This is a genomic window from Streptomyces sp. NPDC048507, assembly GCF_043199995.1.
In the GTDB taxonomy this organism is placed as follows: domain Bacteria; phylum Actinomycetota; class Actinomycetes; order Streptomycetales; family Streptomycetaceae; genus Streptomyces.
In genome coordinates this window covers 307780-323291 of sequence record NZ_JBICWZ010000002.1, presented here as the reverse complement: position 1 = coordinate 323291, position 15512 = coordinate 307780, and the positions used below count along the sequence as shown (strand labels likewise).

Annotated in this window: 23 protein-coding genes; 16 read left to right on the top strand and 7 right to left on the bottom strand. The window is 74.1% G+C overall.

Annotated features, from left to right (window positions below):
* Positions 1-3: 3 nt before the first annotated feature.
* The 3 genes from ACGFXC_RS06570 (at position 4) to ACGFXC_RS06560 (ending at position 1945) form a co-directional block, all read left to right on the top strand.
* A complete protein-coding gene (locus ACGFXC_RS06570) occupies positions 4-678 on the top strand; it encodes an HAD family hydrolase (protein WP_393710145.1) in 675 nt (224 codons plus the stop codon).
* Between the two features lie 99 nt (positions 679-777).
* Positions 778-1320 (top strand): hypothetical protein, encoded by a 543-nt coding sequence (locus tag ACGFXC_RS06565; protein ID WP_393710143.1) that lies wholly within the window; start codon positions 778-780, stop codon positions 1318-1320.
* Between the two features lies 1 nt (position 1321).
* On the top strand, positions 1322-1945 hold the full coding sequence (locus ACGFXC_RS06560) for a hypothetical protein (RefSeq protein WP_393710141.1): 624 nt from the start codon (positions 1322-1324) through the stop codon (positions 1943-1945).
* Between the two features lie 62 nt (positions 1946-2007).
* On the opposite strand, the gene ACGFXC_RS06555 is transcribed toward ACGFXC_RS06560, so the two are convergent.
* Positions 2008-2847, bottom strand: a complete 840-nt coding sequence (locus ACGFXC_RS06555; protein ID WP_393710139.1) for a class II glutamine amidotransferase — start codon at positions 2845-2847, stop codon at positions 2008-2010.
* A 131-nt stretch (positions 2848-2978) separates the two neighbouring features.
* Between ACGFXC_RS06555 and ACGFXC_RS06550 the strand changes: the two genes are divergently transcribed.
* From ACGFXC_RS06550 to ACGFXC_RS06530, 5 genes are all read left to right on the top strand, one after another.
* The gene (locus tag ACGFXC_RS06550; protein ID WP_393710138.1) at positions 2979-3191 is read left to right on the top strand and encodes a hypothetical protein; all 213 of its coding nucleotides are present in this window, start codon (positions 2979-2981) and stop codon (positions 3189-3191) included.
* 163 nt (positions 3192-3354) lie between these two features.
* Positions 3355-3585 (top strand): DUF6479 family protein, encoded by a 231-nt coding sequence (locus ACGFXC_RS06545; RefSeq protein ID WP_393710136.1) that lies wholly within the window; start codon positions 3355-3357, stop codon positions 3583-3585.
* Between the two features lie 91 nt (positions 3586-3676).
* Positions 3677-4363, top strand: a complete 687-nt coding sequence (locus ACGFXC_RS06540) for a HemK2/MTQ2 family protein methyltransferase (RefSeq protein ID WP_393710134.1) — start codon at positions 3677-3679, stop codon at positions 4361-4363.
* Positions 4347-4601, top strand: a complete 255-nt coding sequence (locus ACGFXC_RS06535; protein ID WP_393710132.1) for a CDGSH iron-sulfur domain-containing protein — start codon at positions 4347-4349, stop codon at positions 4599-4601. The genes ACGFXC_RS06540 and ACGFXC_RS06535 overlap by 17 nt, the downstream gene beginning before the upstream one ends.
* Positions 4598-5620 (top strand): iron-containing redox enzyme family protein, encoded by a 1023-nt coding sequence (locus tag ACGFXC_RS06530; RefSeq protein ID WP_393710131.1) that lies wholly within the window; start codon positions 4598-4600, stop codon positions 5618-5620. Before ACGFXC_RS06535 ends, ACGFXC_RS06530 begins: the two co-directional genes overlap by 4 nt.
* Before the next feature lie 42 nt (positions 5621-5662).
* Here the strand turns inward: ACGFXC_RS06530 and ACGFXC_RS06525 are convergent, their stop codons facing one another.
* A complete protein-coding gene (locus ACGFXC_RS06525; protein ID WP_393710129.1) occupies positions 5663-6097 on the bottom strand; it encodes a hypothetical protein in 435 nt (144 codons plus the stop codon).
* Positions 6098-6342: 245 nt separating this feature from the next.
* On the opposite strand from ACGFXC_RS06525, the gene ACGFXC_RS06520 reads away from it, so the two are divergent.
* The gene (locus ACGFXC_RS06520; protein WP_393710128.1) at positions 6343-6468 is read left to right on the top strand and encodes a hypothetical protein; all 126 of its coding nucleotides are present in this window, start codon (positions 6343-6345) and stop codon (positions 6466-6468) included.
* 19 nt (positions 6469-6487) lie between these two features.
* Here ACGFXC_RS06520 and ACGFXC_RS06515 read toward each other — a convergent pair whose 3' ends face one another.
* Positions 6488-7240, bottom strand: a complete 753-nt coding sequence (locus tag ACGFXC_RS06515) for a restriction endonuclease (RefSeq protein ID WP_393710126.1) — start codon at positions 7238-7240, stop codon at positions 6488-6490.
* A gap of 131 nt (positions 7241-7371) precedes the next feature.
* Here ACGFXC_RS06515 and ACGFXC_RS06510 point away from each other — a divergent pair, with 131 nt between their 5' ends.
* The 6 genes from ACGFXC_RS06510 to ACGFXC_RS06485 all read left to right on the top strand — a co-directional run bounded on the left by ACGFXC_RS06510 (position 7372) and on the right by ACGFXC_RS06485 (position 12083).
* Positions 7372-8763, top strand: a complete 1392-nt coding sequence (locus ACGFXC_RS06510) for a mycothione reductase (RefSeq protein WP_393710125.1) — start codon at positions 7372-7374, stop codon at positions 8761-8763.
* Between the two features lie 103 nt (positions 8764-8866).
* Positions 8867-9244: a PRC-barrel domain-containing protein gene (locus tag ACGFXC_RS06505; protein ID WP_393710123.1), complete on the top strand. Its 378-nt coding sequence runs from the start codon at positions 8867-8869 to the stop codon at positions 9242-9244.
* A 139-nt stretch (positions 9245-9383) separates the two neighbouring features.
* Positions 9384-9872: a DUF6328 family protein gene (locus ACGFXC_RS06500; RefSeq protein ID WP_393710122.1), complete on the top strand. Its 489-nt coding sequence runs from the start codon at positions 9384-9386 to the stop codon at positions 9870-9872.
* A gap of 38 nt (positions 9873-9910) precedes the next feature.
* The gene (locus tag ACGFXC_RS06495; RefSeq protein WP_393710121.1) at positions 9911-10471 is read left to right on the top strand and encodes a type 1 glutamine amidotransferase domain-containing protein; all 561 of its coding nucleotides are present in this window, start codon (positions 9911-9913) and stop codon (positions 10469-10471) included.
* 71 nt (positions 10472-10542) lie between these two features.
* On the top strand, positions 10543-11046 hold the full coding sequence (locus ACGFXC_RS06490) for a hemerythrin domain-containing protein (protein ID WP_393710119.1): 504 nt from the start codon (positions 10543-10545) through the stop codon (positions 11044-11046).
* Positions 11043-12083 (top strand): cation diffusion facilitator family transporter, encoded by a 1041-nt coding sequence (locus ACGFXC_RS06485; protein ID WP_393710117.1) that lies wholly within the window; start codon positions 11043-11045, stop codon positions 12081-12083. Before ACGFXC_RS06490 ends, ACGFXC_RS06485 begins: the two co-directional genes overlap by 4 nt.
* Before the next feature lie 38 nt (positions 12084-12121).
* Here the strand turns inward: ACGFXC_RS06485 and ACGFXC_RS06480 are convergent, their stop codons facing one another.
* Positions 12122-12526: a hypothetical protein gene (locus tag ACGFXC_RS06480; protein WP_393710115.1), complete on the bottom strand. Its 405-nt coding sequence runs from the start codon at positions 12524-12526 to the stop codon at positions 12122-12124.
* 153 nt (positions 12527-12679) lie between these two features.
* Here ACGFXC_RS06480 and ACGFXC_RS06475 point away from each other — a divergent pair, with 153 nt between their 5' ends.
* On the top strand, positions 12680-13057 hold the full coding sequence (locus ACGFXC_RS06475) for a gamma-glutamylcyclotransferase family protein (RefSeq protein WP_393710113.1): 378 nt from the start codon (positions 12680-12682) through the stop codon (positions 13055-13057).
* On the opposite strand, the gene ACGFXC_RS06470 is transcribed toward ACGFXC_RS06475, so the two are convergent.
* The 3 genes from ACGFXC_RS06470 to ACGFXC_RS06460 all read right to left on the bottom strand — a co-directional run bounded on the left by ACGFXC_RS06470 (position 13039) and on the right by ACGFXC_RS06460 (position 15462).
* Positions 13039-13404 (bottom strand): hypothetical protein, encoded by a 366-nt coding sequence (locus tag ACGFXC_RS06470; RefSeq protein ID WP_393710111.1) that lies wholly within the window; start codon positions 13402-13404, stop codon positions 13039-13041. The genes ACGFXC_RS06475 and ACGFXC_RS06470 overlap by 19 nt on opposite strands.
* 106 nt (positions 13405-13510) lie before the next feature.
* Entirely contained in the window at positions 13511-13870 is a 360-nt protein-coding gene (locus ACGFXC_RS06465; protein ID WP_393710910.1) for a subtilase-type protease inhibitor, read from the bottom strand.
* Positions 13871-14232: 362 nt separating this feature from the next.
* Positions 14233-15462, bottom strand: a complete 1230-nt coding sequence (locus ACGFXC_RS06460; protein ID WP_393710109.1) for a putative Ig domain-containing protein — start codon at positions 15460-15462, stop codon at positions 14233-14235.
* Positions 15463-15512 lie beyond the last annotated feature (50 nt).

Below are 15512 nucleotides of genomic sequence, written 5' to 3'. Positions count from 1 at the left end.
ACCGTGAACCGCGCCGCGTTGTTCGACGTCGACGGAACCCTCGCCGACACCAACCACCTGCACGTCGTCTGCTGGTGGGAGGCGCTGCGGCAGGCGGGCCACGACGTCGCGATGCACGACGTCCACCGCGCGATCGGCCTGCCCGGCGAAGACCTCCTGGCGCACCTGCTGGGCGAGGGGCGCGACACGGACGCCGACGCCGGGCTCAGCGCCGCGCACAGCACCCTCTACGCCACCTGGTTCGACCGGCTGGCCGCCTTCGACGCGGCGGCCGCGCTGCTGCGCGAGCTGGACCGGCGCGGCTGGCGGGTGGTGCTCGTGACCTCCGCCCGGGACAGCGAACTCGACGCGCTCAGGCGGGCGGTGGGCGCCGACGACGCCATCGCCGCGACCGCGAGCTCCGACGACGTGGAACGGGGCAAGCCCGCCCCGGATCCGGTGCGGCACGCCCTCGGCCTCGCCGGCGCGTCCGCGCACGGGTCCGTACTCGTCGGCGACAGCGTCTGGGACATGAAGGCGGGCGCCCGCGCCGGCGTCGCCTGCGTGGGGCTGCTCTGCGGCGGCATCCCGCGCGACGACCTCGAAGGGGCCGGTGCCCGCGCCGTGTACCGGCACCCCGCCGACCTGCTCGCGCACCTCGACGACAGTCCCTTCGGGGCCGCCGCGGACGGGGATTGACCCCGCAGAGGACCCCGCCCCCGCGTTTGCCCGGGGGCAGGGCGGGCAGGCGCGTCGACACACAGGGGATGGCCGATGGCCCCGGGATGGAGGCCGGACATGTCGACAAGCATGTTGATCATCATCATCGTCGTCGCGGTACTCGTGGTGCTCGCGATCACCGCGCTCATGGGCATGCTGGCCCGACGACGCCACCTGCGCAACCGGTTCGGTCCCGAATACGAGCGCGCCGTCGACGAAGAGGGGGGCAGGCTCGCCGCCGAGCGCGACCTGCGCGCCCGTGAGGAACGGCACGACCAGCTCGACATCAAGGAACTCTCCGCCGAGCGGCGCAGCGAGTACGCGCAGGAGTGGAGCGGAGTTCAGGAGCACTTCGTGGACCGTCCCGAAGGGTCGGTGTCCGAAGCCGACGCGCTCGTTTCCCGGTTGATGGGGGAGCGCGGATATCCGACGGAGGGCTACCACGGTGCGGTCCGCGACCTGTCGGTCGAACACGGACGCACGCTGGAGCACTACCGCGCCGCGCACGACGTCAAGGTGCGCAGCGGAAACGGACAGGCGACGACGGAAGAGCTGCGGGGTGCGATGGTCCACTACCGCGCCCTGTTCGAAGACCTGCTGACCGACCAGAGGAGCCGATGACATGCAGACCCACGAGGACATGGACGGCCGCGGCGGTGACCCCGGTCTGACCACCGAGGACCTGGCGCACCCCGGTGCGGGCGGCGCCGGTCAGGCGCCCCTCTACCCGGGCGAGGCCACCCCCGGCCTGCGCGACGGCGACGACGTGCGCGGCGACGACGTGCGCGGCGACGACGTGCGCGGCGACGACGTGCGCGGCGACGGCGTACGGGGCGACGACCTGCGCGGTGACGACCCGCGCGGCGACGGCGTACGGGGCGACGACCTGCGCGGCGACGACGTGCGGGGCGACGACGTGCGCGGCGGCGACCTGCGGCAGGACGGGTCCGGCGGGGCCGGACCGGCTCCGGGCGAGACCGAACCGCTGCTCGACACCGGCGAGGCGGAGCAGTACCGCACGACGTGGAGCGACATCCAGGGCCGGTTCGTCGACGACCCGCAGGACGCGGTCCGGTCGGCCGACACCCTGGTCGCCGAGGTCATGCAGACCCTGGCGGGCACGTTCTCCACCCGCAAGCAGGGGCTGCAGGAGCAGTGGGACCGCGGCGAGCAGGTGGCCACGGAGGACCTGCGGCTCGCCCTGCAGCAGTACCGGTCGTTCTTCAACCGGCTGCTCAACACCTGAGCAGACGGCATGCCCGAGCCCCGTCCGCCCGGACGGGGCTCGGGCGCGTTCCGGCCCGGCCCTCAGAGCGGTTCGGGGAAGAACGGATGGTAGTCCGCGTCCGGGGCGGACGGGATCACCGCGTAGCTGCCCTCGGGCAGCTCGTTCCACACCCCGTGCAGGTCCCCGAGCGGCTCGGACACCACCATGCGGGTGTCGTCGGAGATCGCCTGGAGGTAGGACACCTCCGGGTGGAGGTGGCGCACGGTCTCCGCCCGGCTGCTGTAGAAGAGCGAGCGCGACCTGCCCAGACTGGAGTAGCGGAAGGCCCACACGCACTCGCCGTTGCTCACGGCCACCGTCATCTGCAGCGGATCCGGCACCCCGTGCTCCTTGCCGAGGTGCTCCACCAGACCGGCCATCCGGGCCACCGCGCCCGGGACGTCCTGGTCGAGGCCGTAGGTCACCGCCAGGTAGAACATCACCTCGGAGTCCGTGGAACCCTCGATGCAGGGGAAGAGCGCCGGGTCGACCGCCATGCACAGGTCGCGCTGCAACCGTGGGAAGTCCGCGATCGCCCCGTTGTGCATCCACATCCAGCGCCCGTGGCGGAACGGATGGCAGTTGGTCTGCTGGATCGCCGAGCCGGTCGAGGCCCGTACGTGCGCGAAGAACAGCGGCGAACGGACGTGCGCGGCGAGCTCGCGCAGGTTGCGGTCGCTCCAGGCGGGACCGATGTCGCGGAACACCGCCGGCGTCCCGTCGCCGTCCGGGCCGTACCAGCCGATGCCGAAGCCGTCGCCGTTGGTCGACTCCACCCCCATCCGGGCATGGAGGCTCTGGTTGATCAGCGAGTGCTCCGGGCGGTAGAGCACGGCGTCGAGCAGCATCGGCGTGCCCGAGTAGGCGAGCCAGCGGCACATGCGCACCACCCCTTTCGCGGCCTGCTCCGAGCCTAGCGCCGACGGCGGCCCGCTTCCCGTCGCCGGGCGGTCTGAGAACACCGTGGCCGGGTAGTCGCAGGAGACCAGAGGTACCACCGAAGGAGGTCGAGATGACGGATCACGAGAAGTCCGGGAGCCACCCGCGGACCACTCCGTCCCAGGCGGAGGGCGAGAGCGGGGACCGGGAGGCCCGGCGGCAGGCGGACGACGCCGTCGTACGGGGCTCCGGGGACGGCGATGCCGACGCGGGGGGCCACCGGGCCAAGCGGCAGCGTCCGGGGGTCGGCCGTGAGGAGCAGGCCGAACCGGACGGGAAGCACTGAGGGAACCCCCACGACGGCACGGCGTCACGACGGCCGCCGCGGCCGGGACGGCCCGTACGGGTGTCCCGCCCGCGGCGGCCGTCGTGCGCGGGCCGCGCCCCGCCCCGCCGTCGCGCCGGGGCCCGGACCCCGTAAGTCCGGAGATCGGGGGTAGGGGCCGGTCATGATTGCCACCGAAACCCTCGCCGCCGAAGGCTCGGGCGCGCTCTTCCTCATCGTCGCCGGAGTCGTCGTGGCCGCCCTGCTGGTCGCCGCCTTCTGGGTCGGCAGCCGGCGCAGCGCACGCCGCCGGGCCCCGGCACGGCCGGCCGAGCAGAACCCCGCGGCGCAGCGCCGCCAGGACTCCTGGCAGACCCCCGAAGGCGGCGAGGACGGCCCGCGGCCGCCCGTGTGATCCCGGCGGCCCCGCCACCGCGTCCGGCCCCCCGTCTGCCCCCGCCCGTCCGGTCCGGTCCGGTGGGAACGTCCCGACCCCGGAGGTACGCATGACCACCACGGCGCCGACACTGGGCACGCTGCCCACCGGTCTGATGTCCCTGCCCGGTGTCTATCCGCCCCAGGAGGACACCCGGCTGCTCGCGGAAGCGCTCACCCACGAGAGACTGGGACCCGGGAGCGACGTACTGGAGATCGGCACGGGCACCGGCGCGCTGGCCCTGCTCGCGGCGGGCCGGGGAGCCCGGGTCACCGCCGTCGACGTCTCCTGGCCCGCGGTGCTCACCGCCCGGCTCAACGCCCGGCGCGGCCGGCTTCCGCTGCGCGTGCTGCACGGGGACTTCGCGGACCGTACCGAGGGGCGTCGCTTCGACCTGATCCTCTCCAACCCTCCGTACGTTCCGGCCCCCCGCGTGCGGCTGCCGTCCCGCGGCCGCGAGCGCGCCTGGGACGCGGGCCCCGACGGCCGTGCGGTCATCGACCGGATCTGCGCGAGCGCCCCCGCCCTGCTGAGCCCCGGCGGCGTGCTGCTCATCGTCCACTCCGGCATGTGCGGCGCCGCCCGGACCGTGGACCGGCTCGCCGGCACGGGACTGACCGCGGGCGTGACCGCGCGGGCCTCCGTGCCCTGGGGCCCGGTCCTGCGCTCGCGGCGCGCCTGGCTGGAGGAGCGGGGACTGGCCGCCGCGGCCGAGGAACACGAAGAGCTGGTGATCGTCCGTGCCCAGCACATCTGACCACGGCCCCGCCGCCCCCGCCCGCCGGGTGTGCGTGGATCCGCGCGGCCCGGTGCTCGTCGAGGGCCCGGTCGAGATCGTCCTGGACGACGGGACCGTCGCCCGGTCCGACCGCTTCATGGTCGCCGTGTGCACCTGCCGCCGCAGCCGCACCTACCCCTGGTGCGACACCAGCCACCGCCGCCGCGAGCGCGCCCGCCCGGACGTGCCGCCGACCGGCGAAGGGAGCCCCTCATGACCCCACCGGAGACGATGACCACCCCCGCGGGTCCCCGCCTCGCCCAAGGGCGCGGACCGCTGTCCGCCGCCGTGGTGCGGGCCCTGCGCGCCGGCGGCCCGCCCGCGCACGAACCGGCGGCCGTACGGGAGGCCGACCCATGGGGCGAGGACCTCCAGCTCGCCCTCTACCTCCTGTACGAACTGCACTACCGCGGCTTCGACGGCGTGGACGACCGGCGGGAATGGGACCCCGACCTGCTGCGGCTGCGCCGGGCCCTGGAAGACCGCTTCCTGGACGCGCTGCGCACCGGCCTCTCCGATGCCCCCCGCTCGGTCGAGGAGGCCTTCGCGCCCCTGCTCGTCGAGCCCGTGGACCTGTCCGGCAGCCTCAGCCACCACCTCGAAACCGAGGGGGAGCTCTGGCAGTTGCGCGAGTACGCGGCCTTGCGCTCCCTCTATCACCTCAAGGAGGCCGATCCGCACGCCTGGGTGATCCCCCGGCTGACCGGCCGGTCCAAGGCGGCCATGGTCGCCATCGAGTACGACGAGTTCGGCGCCGGCCGCGCCGACCGCGTGCACGCGCGCCTCTTCGCGGCACTCATGACCGACCTGGATCTGGACCCCGCCTACGGCCGCTACCTGGAGTGCGCCCCGGCCCCGCTGCTCGCGACCGTGAACCTGATGTCCCTCTTCGGGCTGCACCGCTCCCTGCGCGGCGCCCTCGTCGGGCACTTCGCCTGCGTCGAGGTCACCTCCTCGCCCGGCTCCCGCCGTCTGGCCGGGGCGATGCGGCGCTGCGGGGCGGGCCCGGCGGCCGAACACTTCTACGCCGAGCACGTCGAGGCGGACGCCGTCCACGAACAGGTCGTGCGCCACGACGTCATCGGCGGCCTGCTGGAGGACGAGCCCGCGCTGGAGGCGGACGTCGCCTTCGGCTGCGCGGCGACCGTCCTGCTGGAGGACCGCCTGGCGGACCACATCCGCCGGGCGTGGGAGCGCCGGGCCAGCGCACTGCGCACCCCCCTCCCGCGGCGCTGATGCGGAAGGGGGGTGCGGACGGGCCGTCCGGGCGGGAGACCGTCAGCGGTGGGCGGTGCGGTGGCCGAACCAGTGGCCCCGGCCGCGCGGGGCCACTGGTTCGGCCGGGGCGGCGTCCGCGTCGGCGGCCGGCACACCGGTGTCCGCCCGCATGTCGTCCCGCTGCTCGGCCAGGTCGTCCCGCTGACGGTCGACGACGACCGCATCGCGACGGTAGGCGCCCCGCCGGGCCCGGGCGGAGCGGCGGGCCGAGCGGCGGGCGCCGAGCATCACCAGGGTCAGTCCGAGCAGGGCGGCCGCGCCGACGATGATCCCGCACAGGAAGAGGCTTCCGGTGGAACCGTTGGTGTGGTAGCCGAAAACGGAGAAATCGCCGCCCGCGTCGAGACCATGAGCGGCACCCATGTTGCCGAAGATTCCGGTCAGGCCGACGACGGCGGCGACGATCAGGATGATGAGTCCGAGGATGAGGATCATGAAATCGCTCCTTGGCGCCGCGCCCGGGCGAGCCCCCGGACGCGGCTGGCGCCTACCCGCGGATCCGCGCCCCAAGCAGCGCGCGCGCCTCGACCCGTGCCACCGGTTCGCCCGGTATCCGGGTGATATGTGAAATCGACCGGATAGGCGCAGCCCGACCGATCCCGGCACCACCGCGTGCCGTGTCGGCCCGTCCCCCTTACGCCGTACGGCTGGGCCCCCGGTCGGCGCGGGGGGTGACGACGGTGCGCCACCAGGAACCGGGCCGGGAGCCGCAGCTGGAGGCCTTCGTCAAGGCCCTGGGCACGGCCCCCCGGATCGTCGAGGACGAGCCCGCGACGTCCGCCCGCAGCGGAGCCCGGCACGGCTGACAGGCCGGCCCCGCCCGGGTCACGCCCGCGCGGCCGGTTCCTCCCAGGGCGGCAGGCCGGCCGGATCGGTCCAGGCCGCCAGGGCCTCCCCGTCGAGGCAGAGGATCCCGCACGCGGCGGCGTACTCCAGAGCGGGCGCCGTGAAGGAGCTGGTGGTCACGACGACCGCCACGTCGGCATCGTGGACGGCGAAGCACGTACCGCCGAAGCGCTGGAGGTCCTGCGAGCCGACCCGGTGGTCCTCGGCGTAGTGCTTGCACTGCACGACGACGCGGCGCCCGTCCGGGGTCACGGCGATGACGTCGGCCCCCAGGTCGCCCGCGCCACCGACCACTTCCACGGTGGTGCAGCCGTCGCGCGCGCAGAGCGCGGCGACGCTGTGCTCGAAGCCGTCGGCGTCCACCCCGGCGTGGTCGAGCGCGTCGGCCCCCACGTCGGGCACGTCCGGAACGTACGGCTCCGTCAGCGGCTCCCCGTACGTGTCCCCGTACGCCTCCCCGTACACGTCCCCGTACGCGTCCGGGCCGGCGGCGGGGCGCCGCCGCACGGGCGACACGCTCCAGCGGGCCAGCACCACCCCCGCCAGCAGGACCACGACCGCGACGACGGGGACCAGCGGAACCCGCGCCCCGGCCGCACCCGCGGCCTTGACGAAGGCCGCCAGCCCGCCCACGCCGATCCCGGCCAGTCCCACGGCGAGCACCACGTCGCGCCCGATGGACGCCCCCCGGCGCCGGACCCCGCCGGTGCCGCCCACCCTCGGTATCGCCATGCGCAACCCCTCCCGCTCGTGCTCCATGATCACCGTCTGCCCCGTTCGCGCGGGTCCATGAGCGGCGGCGGCGGCGCGCGAGCGCAGCGCGCCGACGGGCGGCGGGCCGGGAGGGCTCGTAGCCTGACCCGATGCGTCATCACGACCTCGTCGTCATCGGAGCGGGATCCGGCAACGCCGTCATCGGCGACTCGTTCGCCGCAATGGACGTGGCCGTCGTCGAGGAGAGATGGTTCGGCGGGACCTGCCTGAACGCGGGCTGCATCCCGAGCAAGATGTTCGCCTACGCCGCCCAGGTCGCCCGGACCGTGGCGGAGGCCGCCCGCTACGACGTGGACGCGGACCTGCGCGGCCTGCGCTGGCGGGCGGCGCGCGACCGGGTCTTCGGGCGGCTCGACGCCGAGCGCGAGGAGGGCCGCCGGGGCCGGCTCGCGGCGGACCACATCACCGTGTACGAGGGGACGGCACGCTTCACGGGCCCCCGCAGGCTGCGGATCGAGCTCCCGGACGGCCCCGTCGAGGTCACCGGCCGGCAGATCGTCATCGCGGCGGGCAGCCGCCCCCTGGTGCCCGGGCCCGTCACCGAATCCGGGCTGCCGTACGAGACGTCCGACACGGTCATGCGGATCGACGCCGCGCCCCGCCGCCTCGCCGTGCTCGGCGGCGGGTACGTCGCGGCCGAGCTCGCGGAGGTGTTCGCCGCGGCGGGCAGCTCCGTCGTCATCGTCGAGAAGGAGGACCACCTCCTGGGCCCCCAGGACGAGGAGGTGGCCGCGCGGTTCACCGCACTGGCCGGCGCCCGGCACGACCTCAGGCTCGGCCGGGAGGTCACCGCCGTCGGCGGCCGGCCGGGCGAGCTGCTGCTGACCCTCGACGACGGCTCCACGATCGGGGCGGACCTGCTGCTGGTCGCCGCGGGCCGGGTGCCGGGCGGCGACCGGCTGGACCTCGACGCGGCGGGCGTGGCCACCCACGACGACGGCCGCATCGTCGTCGACGCCTTCCAGCGCACCACCGCCGAGGGCGTCTTCGCCCTCGGCGACATCTGCACCCCGGTGCCGCTCAAGCACGTCGCCAACCGCGAGGCCCGCGTCGTCGCCCACAACCTGCGCCACCCGCACGCCCCGGTCACCACCGGCGACGCCCCGGTGCCCGCGGCCGTGTTCACCACCCCGCAGATCGCCTCGGTCGGAGCCACCGAGCGGGACTGCCGGGACCGGGGGCTGGACTTCGTGGTGGGCCGGGCCGAGTACGCGGACATCGCGTACGGCTGGGCCGCCGAGGACACCACCGGCTTCTGCAAGGTGCTCGCCGAACGCGGCACCGGCCGCCTGCTCGGCGCGCACCTGATGGGTCCGCAGGCGGCTACCCTGATCCAGCCGCTCGTCCTGGCCATGACACTGGGCATCGACGCGTCCACCCTCGCCAGGTCCCCGTACTGGATCCACCCGGCACCCACCGAACTGGTCGAGAAGGCCCTGCTCGGCCTCGGGGAGACCGGGGCCGCGCAACCCGGCGAATGAACGCGGGGGAGCGGGGCAGGCGGGGTCCAGGCACGACGGGGACGGCGGGGCCTCGCCCCGCCCGTCCCCCGCACATCCGGACCACCAGAGGAGTTGTTTGCGCGTGACGGAGCATGTGTGGAGTTACAAGTCGACCTCTGGCCCGCTGGCAGGCACCGATCTGACCGGCTACGAGGTCGAGGCGACCGACGGGAGCGTCGGCAAGGTCGACAAGCACTCCGACGAGGCCGGGGACTCCTACCTGGTCGTCGACACCGGGATCTGGATCTTCGGCAAGGAGGTCCTGCTGCCGGCGAGCACCGTCGTCAGCATCGACACCGAGGAGCGGAAGGTCTACGTCGACCGGACCAAGGGCCAGATCAAGGACGCCCCCGAATTCCACCGGGACAAGCACCTCCAGGACGCGGCGTACCGCTACGAACTGGGCACCTACTACGGCGCGGTCGGCCCCTTCGGCCTCCCGCCGGTCCCCCCGGTCTGACCGGCCCGCGGCGGTGGGCCCGGACTCGCGGAGTCCGGGCCCACCGCGGTGCCCCGGCCGGACGGGACGGCGGGGAGCAGGGCATGAGGCGGCGGGCGCCGGGTAGGCGCAGCCGTACAGGGCGTGAGAGGGAGGCGTCATGCCGCAGGCCAGCGGGGCCGGCCGGGACGAGACCGTCGAAGAACGCGCGGACCGGCAGTGGCAGGAGCTGATCCAGGAGATCCGCGTCGCCCAGACCGGCGTGCAGATCCTCTTCGGGTTCCTCCTCACCGTGGCCTTCACCCCCGTGTTCCGCGCACTCGCGCAGACCGACAAGACCATCTACATCGTGACCGTCGTGCTGGGTTCCCTCGCGACGGGCGCGCTCATCGGCCCGGTGGCCTTCCACCGCATCGTCTCGGGCCGGCAGATCAAACCCGAGGCGGTCGCCTGGGCGGCCCGGCTGACCTTCACCGGCCTGATCCTGCTGCTGGCCACCTGCACCGCGGCGCTCTTCCTCGTCCTGCGCGTCGCGACCCACAACGCCGTGGTGCCCTGGCTCGTGGCGGGCGTCCTGGCCTGGTACCTCCTGTGCTGGTTCGCCCTGCCCCTGTGGGCCCGCGTCCGCTACACCGCCGAGACCGACTGACCGTCGGAGGAACTGACCGCCGAAGGAGGCGAAACCCCATGCGCATCGCGTTCCTGACCGCGCCCGAGGGCGTGGAGGAGATCGAACTCACCGAACCCTGGAAGGCCGTCGAACGGGCCGGATGGAACCCGCAGCTGGTCTCCACCGGGCCGGGACGCGTCCAGGCCTTCCAGCACCTCGACAAGGCGGGCACCTACCCCGTCGACCACGTCCTCGCGGGCGGCACCGCCGACGCCTTCGACGCCCTCGTCCTGCCCGGCGGAGTCGCCAACCCCGACGCGCTGCGCACGAACGGGCTGGCCGTCGCCTTCACCCGGAGCTTCTTCGAGGCGGGCAAGCCCGTCGCGGCGATCTGCCACGCCCCGTGGACGCTGGTCGAGGCGGACGTCCTGCGCGGCCGCACGCTGACCTCCTGGCCGAGCCTGGCCACCGACATCCGCAACGCCGGAGGCACCTGGGTCGACGAGCCCGTCCACGTCTGCGCGGCGGCGCCCGGAACGCTGATCACCAGCCGGAAGCCGGACGACCTCGAAGCGTTCTGCGCGGCGTTCCTCAAGGAGTTCGCGGACGCGCCGCACGGCGGGGGCGACGGGGTGTGAAGCATCCGGCGCCGACCGGGCGCCGCCGGGATCACGACGCAGTGCAGGAACGAACCCAGGAGGTACGTGGCATGGCCGCGGACAAGCAGCAGGACCAGGACGTCGTCGCCCTGATCCTCAAGGACCACCGCACGATGGAAGACCTCTTCCGCCGGATGCGCAGCGTGGAGGCGGACCGGGCGGGCGCCCTCGCCAAGTTCTCCGCGCTCCTCGTCGCCCACGGCGAGGCGGAGGAGAGCGAGGTGTACGGCGCCCTGAAGCGGTTCAAGGACGTCGACAACGACGAGGTCGAGCACGGCACCGAGGAGCACGCCGAGGGCAACGAGGCCCTCCTCGCCCTGCTGGAGGTGTCCGAGGTGGGCTCCGACGCATGGGACGAGCGCCTGGAGGACCTGGTCAAGGCCGTCACCCACCACCTCGACGAGGAGGAACGGACGATCCTCAACGGGGCCCGGGAGAACGTGCCCGACGACCGGCGGGCCGAGCTCGGGGCGGCCTTCCTGAAGGAGCGGGAGAGGCAGCTCGCCGCCGACTGCGGCAGCGTCGAGAACGTACGCGCAGTCGTACGGGGATGACGGCTCCGGCGGCGGTTCCGCAGTCCGGCGGGGACCCGGCCCGGGGCGCCGGCCCCGCCCCCGGCGGCGGGGGCGGCGGCGGGCAGGACGCCGAGACGCGCAAGACCGTATGGGTCGCCCTCGCCGCCAACCTGGCCATCTGCGTGGCCAAAGCGGCCGGCGGCATCGTGGCGGGCTCCCCGGCCCTGCTGTCGGAGGCGGCCCACTCGATCGCCGACAGCCTCAACGAGGTCTTCCTGCTGGCTTCCCTCAAACGCAGCCGCCGCCCGGCGGACGCCCGGCACCCCTTCGGCTACGGCATGGAACGGTACTTCTGGTCCCTCCTCGCAGCCGTCGGCATCTTCGTCACCGGCGGCTGCTTCTCCGTCTTCCAGGGCATCGAGGCCTTCCGTTCCGGCGGTTCCGAAAGCCGCCAGGGCTACGTGATCGGTCTGGTCGTCCTGGTCGTCGCCCTCGTCGCGGAGGGCGCCTCCCTGGTGCGGGCGGTGCGCCAGGTACGGGGCGCCGCGCGGGCCCGGGGCCGCAGCATGGCCGCCGAGATCCGCCACGGCCACGACCCGGCCCTGCGGACGGTGCTGGCCGAGGACAGCACCGCCTGCGCCGGCGTCCTCCTGGCCATCGCGGGCATCGCCCTGCACATGGCGACCGGCGAGATCGCCTACGAGGCGTCCGCTTCCGTCCTGATCGGGATCCTGCTCGTCTACGTCGCCTACACGCTGGGCCGCGCGGCCCGTGGACAACTGGTCGGCGAGGCGGCCGATCCCGATGTCCAGCGGGAGCTGCGCGCGTTCCTCGCGGAGCAGCCGGAGATCGACACGGTCACCGCGCTGCTGACCATGCGGCTGGGCCCCGACTCCGTGATGGTGGCCGCGCGCGTCGACCTGTCGCCCGGCTACGACAGCGAGACGGTGGAGCTGGCGATGGTGCGGATCCGCCACGGGGTGCGCGAGCGCTGGCCCGAACTGGACCAGGTCTTCCTCGACGTGACGGACGCGGCGGCGACCCGTCGGGGCGCGGCCGCCGACCGGCCGGCCTGATCCGGCGCCGGGCCGCGGCGCGGTGAGCCGGTCACCGGTCAGAGCGCCGTGAAGAGGTCCTCGTGCGCGCCGTCGAGGACGAAGCCGTTGTCGAGGCGGACGCGGACCGTCACCCGGAGCCGCCGTCGCTGGTGGGCCGTCCAGGCCGGGGCGAGCTCGCCGACCTGGTCCGCCAGCTGGGCCCTGCTGGCCGGGGGCATCTGGTGGCCGAAGTCGTCGAGCAGCGACTTGAGCCGTACGTACTCCAGGACCTCCCGGCCGGCCGGTTCGCCGCGGCCGTCGTCCACGGCTTCGACGGTGCCTTCGACGCCCGCGGCCAGGGACAGCGAGGCGGCCGCGCCCGGTGCTCCGGCCGCCTCCGGCTCCTCGTGGGCCCGCACGACCGGCCCGGCCAGCCGCAGCTCCGCGGCCAGTTTCACGCGCCGGCCTTCTTCGAGCGTCATCGGCCCTCGTCCCTCCTGTCGGTCGGGCCGCCGCCGCACGGGGCGCGGGCAGGCCCCGGAGGTGCCATTATCCGGATCCCCCGCGCCGCTGCCGCGGCCGGGCGTTCGCTAGGTTGGGGCGTCCGAAGACAGGCAGTCCAGGAGGTCCGCCGCATGCCCGGTCCGGCTCGTCAACCGTTGTTCTCCTACGGCACGTTGCAGTTCCCCCAGGTCCAGCTCGCCCGGTTCGGCAGGCTGCTCGACGGGTCCGCCGACGCGCTGCCCGGGTACCGGATGACCTACATCGAGATCACCGACCCCGAGGTGATCGCGGCCAGCGGTACGGACCGGCATCCCCTGGTGGTCGCCGGGTCGGCGGACGCCGACGCCGTGGACGGGACCGTCTTCGCGATCACCGACGAGGAACTGGCCGCGGCGGACGACTACGAGGTCGACGACTACGCCAGGACCTCCGTCGTGCTCCGCTCGGGCACCCGGGCGTGGGCCTACCTCGACGCGCGGGCGGCGACGGGTCAGGGCCCTTCGTCGTAGGTGCCCGCCTCGGCTTCGAGGGCGAGTTCCTGGAGGACCTCCAGGGAGGAGACGTCCGTGCGCCCGGCGTCGTGGGCCATGGCCAGGCTGGTGAACGCGAGGCTGAACCCGGAGACCATCGTGTGCAGGGCCGGGCCGAGCGCCTCGGCCACCAGGGCGGCCACCTCGCGGGGCGTGGCGTCGGCCGGGACGCTGATCGACGGCAGCATTTCGTTGAGGAGCTGGGTGGCGACTCCGGCCGTCGCCTCGTCGCCGATGTCCTCCTCCCCGGCTTCGGCCGTCCGCCGGATCTCCTGTGCCTCGGTGAGGATGCCGATCACTCGCTTGAGAACCTCCGCGCGTTCCATGCGCGGAGCGTAGGCCAGGACCGGGTCCTTCGGCGGCGCGAACCGGATACCCGTTGGTGGACGCGCCGCCGGACCGTCCGGCGGCGCGCGGTGGGGCGGGGGCCGGTCAGAACGCGAAGACGGCGTTGCCGTTCAGGGTCGCGGACATGGCGCAGGCGTTGGAGAAGGTGTGCTTCCAGGCGACGCGGCTGCCCTGCCACACGCCGTCGGCCGTCACGGTGACGGGGGCGTAGTGCATCGGACAGGCCCGGTCCGGGTTGGGGGCGGCCAGCAGCCGGTCGAAGGCGCCGCCGGTGGCGCTCAGGGCGGCGCAGGCGGCCTGCGCGTCGGGGTGGGTGCCGGTGGCGGTCGGTGCGCAGCTGAGGGTGGACGCCCGGACGACGGTGGCCGCCGCGTCGTCGCCCTGGGCGACGGTGAAGACCATGGCGGAGGGGGCGTACAGGCTGGTGGGCCGGGCCTCCGCCATGCCGGTCACTCCGGCGAGGCAGAGGAGGGCGGCGGCGGAGACGGTAGCGATGCGACGCACGACAAGACTCACTTTCGAATCAAAGGTTGGTCGCGGTCCTTCTTGGTGGATTCGCAACCCGGTGAATCTGAGCCTGCCTGATCCGAAGGTGTGCGTCATATGCATGACCGATTTACGGACACTCCGTCCGCATAGCGGCAACCGAATGGTCGTTCGGGCAGCTCACGCGGGGTGTGCGGGCCGGGCGGCGGTGCGGAGCCCTTCGGCGTCGCCGTCGGTGACCTGCTGGTTTCGTTGCGTTGATCCGCCGCTCGTCCGCCCGGATTCATCCAACGGCCACTCAGCTTGTCCGGATCGCGCGCTCAGAACCAGTTGAGGGTGAGGGGGAAGGTGGTGGTGGAGGTGGTGGGGGTGGTGTCGGTGGCGGTGGCGGTGATCTGGAGGGTGCCGGTGGCCCAGGGTTTGCCGGTGATGCGGCCGGTGGCGGGGTCGAGGGTGAGGCCCCAGGGGAGTCCGGTGGCGGTGTAGCGGACGGGGGGTCTGCCTCCGGTGGTGGTGAGCTGGATGGTGCAGTTCTGGTTGATCTTGCAGGTCTGTGGGCCGGGGTCGGTCAGCTTCAGTCCGCCGGTGGTGGGCGTGGGGGTCGGGGTGGGGGTCGGGGTGGGCGTGGGCGTGCCGGTGCAGCCCGGGGTGGCCGCCGGCGGCAGCGGGACCCGCCAGAGCTGGGTGTCGTTCTCCGAACCGACCAGCAGGCTCGTGCAGTCGGCGTACGTCACCGTCTCGCCCTGCGACTGCGCGGGCAGGGCGACGTCCGCGAGCTTGGTGCCCGAGGTGTCGTACACGGAGGCCGTGTTGGCGCCCAGCGGTCCGCCGCTGCGCAGGGTGTAGGAGGCCCCCGAGGGCGAGAACGCCCCGTCGGTGGCGAAGACCGGGCCGGGGCGGACGGCGGTGAGCGTGTTGACCTGCCCCGTCACCGGCGGCAGCGGCGCCTGGTACAACTGGCCGGCGGCGCCGATGAGTTTGCTCGCGACGTAGAGCCGCCCGGTGACGGGATCGGCGAGCAGGGACTCCGCGTCGTGCCTGCCGTCCGCGTAGGCGAAGCGGTACGTCACGGGCGTCACGGTCGCGTCGGACAGCTGGTCGGGCTCGGCGAAGCGGTGCACGGTGATCTCGGCCCGGCCGCCGAAGTTGTCGCCGATGTCGCCCACGAGGATCGCGGGACCCCCGGCGTCGTCCCGGCCGATGGCCAGGGCCTCCCAGTCGGTGTTGCCGGTCCCGGCCACCGTGAAGGTGGCCACGAGGCGGCCGGTGGCGCCGTTGCAGTCGACGGCGAAGACCTGGTTGGTGTTGCCGCTGTCGTTGACGGCGTAGAGGACGCCGGGGTGTTTGCGGCTCATCGCGAGGCCGCTGAGTTCGGCCAGCCCTCCGGGGAGGGTGCAGGCCCGCTCGGCGGCCGGGGCGGGGGCGGCGGCGGCCCGGGGAGTGGCGCCGGCGGCCGGTACGGCCGCCCAGGCGAAGGCGGTGGCGATCGTGGCGACGGCCGCGCCGGCGAGGGCGGCGGTCCGTCGGGGAGCGAGGAGTGGTCGGGACATGCACCCATGTGAGGCGACGTCAGGTCAGGGCGCCAGGCCCGGCCGGCTCC

Coding starts and splice junctions, on each gene's coding strand:
- ACGFXC_RS06540 (WP_393710134.1), top strand. CDS start 3,677: ATGACCACCACGGCGCCGACACTGGGCACGCTGCCCACCGGTCTGATG.
- ACGFXC_RS06510 (WP_393710125.1), top strand. CDS start 7,372: ATGCGTCATCACGACCTCGTCGTCATCGGAGCGGGATCCGGCAACGCC.
- ACGFXC_RS06560 (WP_393710141.1), top strand. CDS start 1,322: ATGCAGACCCACGAGGACATGGACGGCCGCGGCGGTGACCCCGGTCTG.
- ACGFXC_RS06545 (WP_393710136.1), top strand. CDS start 3,355: ATGATTGCCACCGAAACCCTCGCCGCCGAAGGCTCGGGCGCGCTCTTC.
- ACGFXC_RS06515 (WP_393710126.1), bottom strand. CDS start 7,240: ATGGCGATACCGAGGGTGGGCGGCACCGGCGGGGTCCGGCGCCGGGGG.
- ACGFXC_RS06460 (WP_393710109.1), bottom strand. CDS start 15,462: ATGTCCCGACCACTCCTCGCTCCCCGACGGACCGCCGCCCTCGCCGGC.
- ACGFXC_RS06470 (WP_393710111.1), bottom strand. CDS start 13,404: ATGGAACGCGCGGAGGTTCTCAAGCGAGTGATCGGCATCCTCACCGAG.
- ACGFXC_RS06475 (WP_393710113.1), top strand. CDS start 12,680: ATGCCCGGTCCGGCTCGTCAACCGTTGTTCTCCTACGGCACGTTGCAG.
- ACGFXC_RS06525 (WP_393710129.1), bottom strand. CDS start 6,097: ATGATCCTCATCCTCGGACTCATCATCCTGATCGTCGCCGCCGTCGTC.
- ACGFXC_RS06500 (WP_393710122.1), top strand. CDS start 9,384: ATGCCGCAGGCCAGCGGGGCCGGCCGGGACGAGACCGTCGAAGAACGC.
- ACGFXC_RS06530 (WP_393710131.1), top strand. CDS start 4,598: ATGACCCCACCGGAGACGATGACCACCCCCGCGGGTCCCCGCCTCGCC.
- ACGFXC_RS06465 (WP_393710910.1), bottom strand. CDS start 13,870: ATGGCGGAGGCCCGGCCCACCAGCCTGTACGCCCCCTCCGCCATGGTC.
- ACGFXC_RS06495 (WP_393710121.1), top strand. CDS start 9,911: ATGCGCATCGCGTTCCTGACCGCGCCCGAGGGCGTGGAGGAGATCGAA.
- ACGFXC_RS06550 (WP_393710138.1), top strand. CDS start 2,979: ATGACGGATCACGAGAAGTCCGGGAGCCACCCGCGGACCACTCCGTCC.
- ACGFXC_RS06565 (WP_393710143.1), top strand. CDS start 778: ATGTCGACAAGCATGTTGATCATCATCATCGTCGTCGCGGTACTCGTG.
- ACGFXC_RS06480 (WP_393710115.1), bottom strand. CDS start 12,526: ATGACGCTCGAAGAAGGCCGGCGCGTGAAACTGGCCGCGGAGCTGCGG.
- ACGFXC_RS06555 (WP_393710139.1), bottom strand. CDS start 2,847: ATGTGCCGCTGGCTCGCCTACTCGGGCACGCCGATGCTGCTCGACGCC.
- ACGFXC_RS06490 (WP_393710119.1), top strand. CDS start 10,543: ATGGCCGCGGACAAGCAGCAGGACCAGGACGTCGTCGCCCTGATCCTC.
- ACGFXC_RS06485 (WP_393710117.1), top strand. CDS start 11,043: ATGACGGCTCCGGCGGCGGTTCCGCAGTCCGGCGGGGACCCGGCCCGG.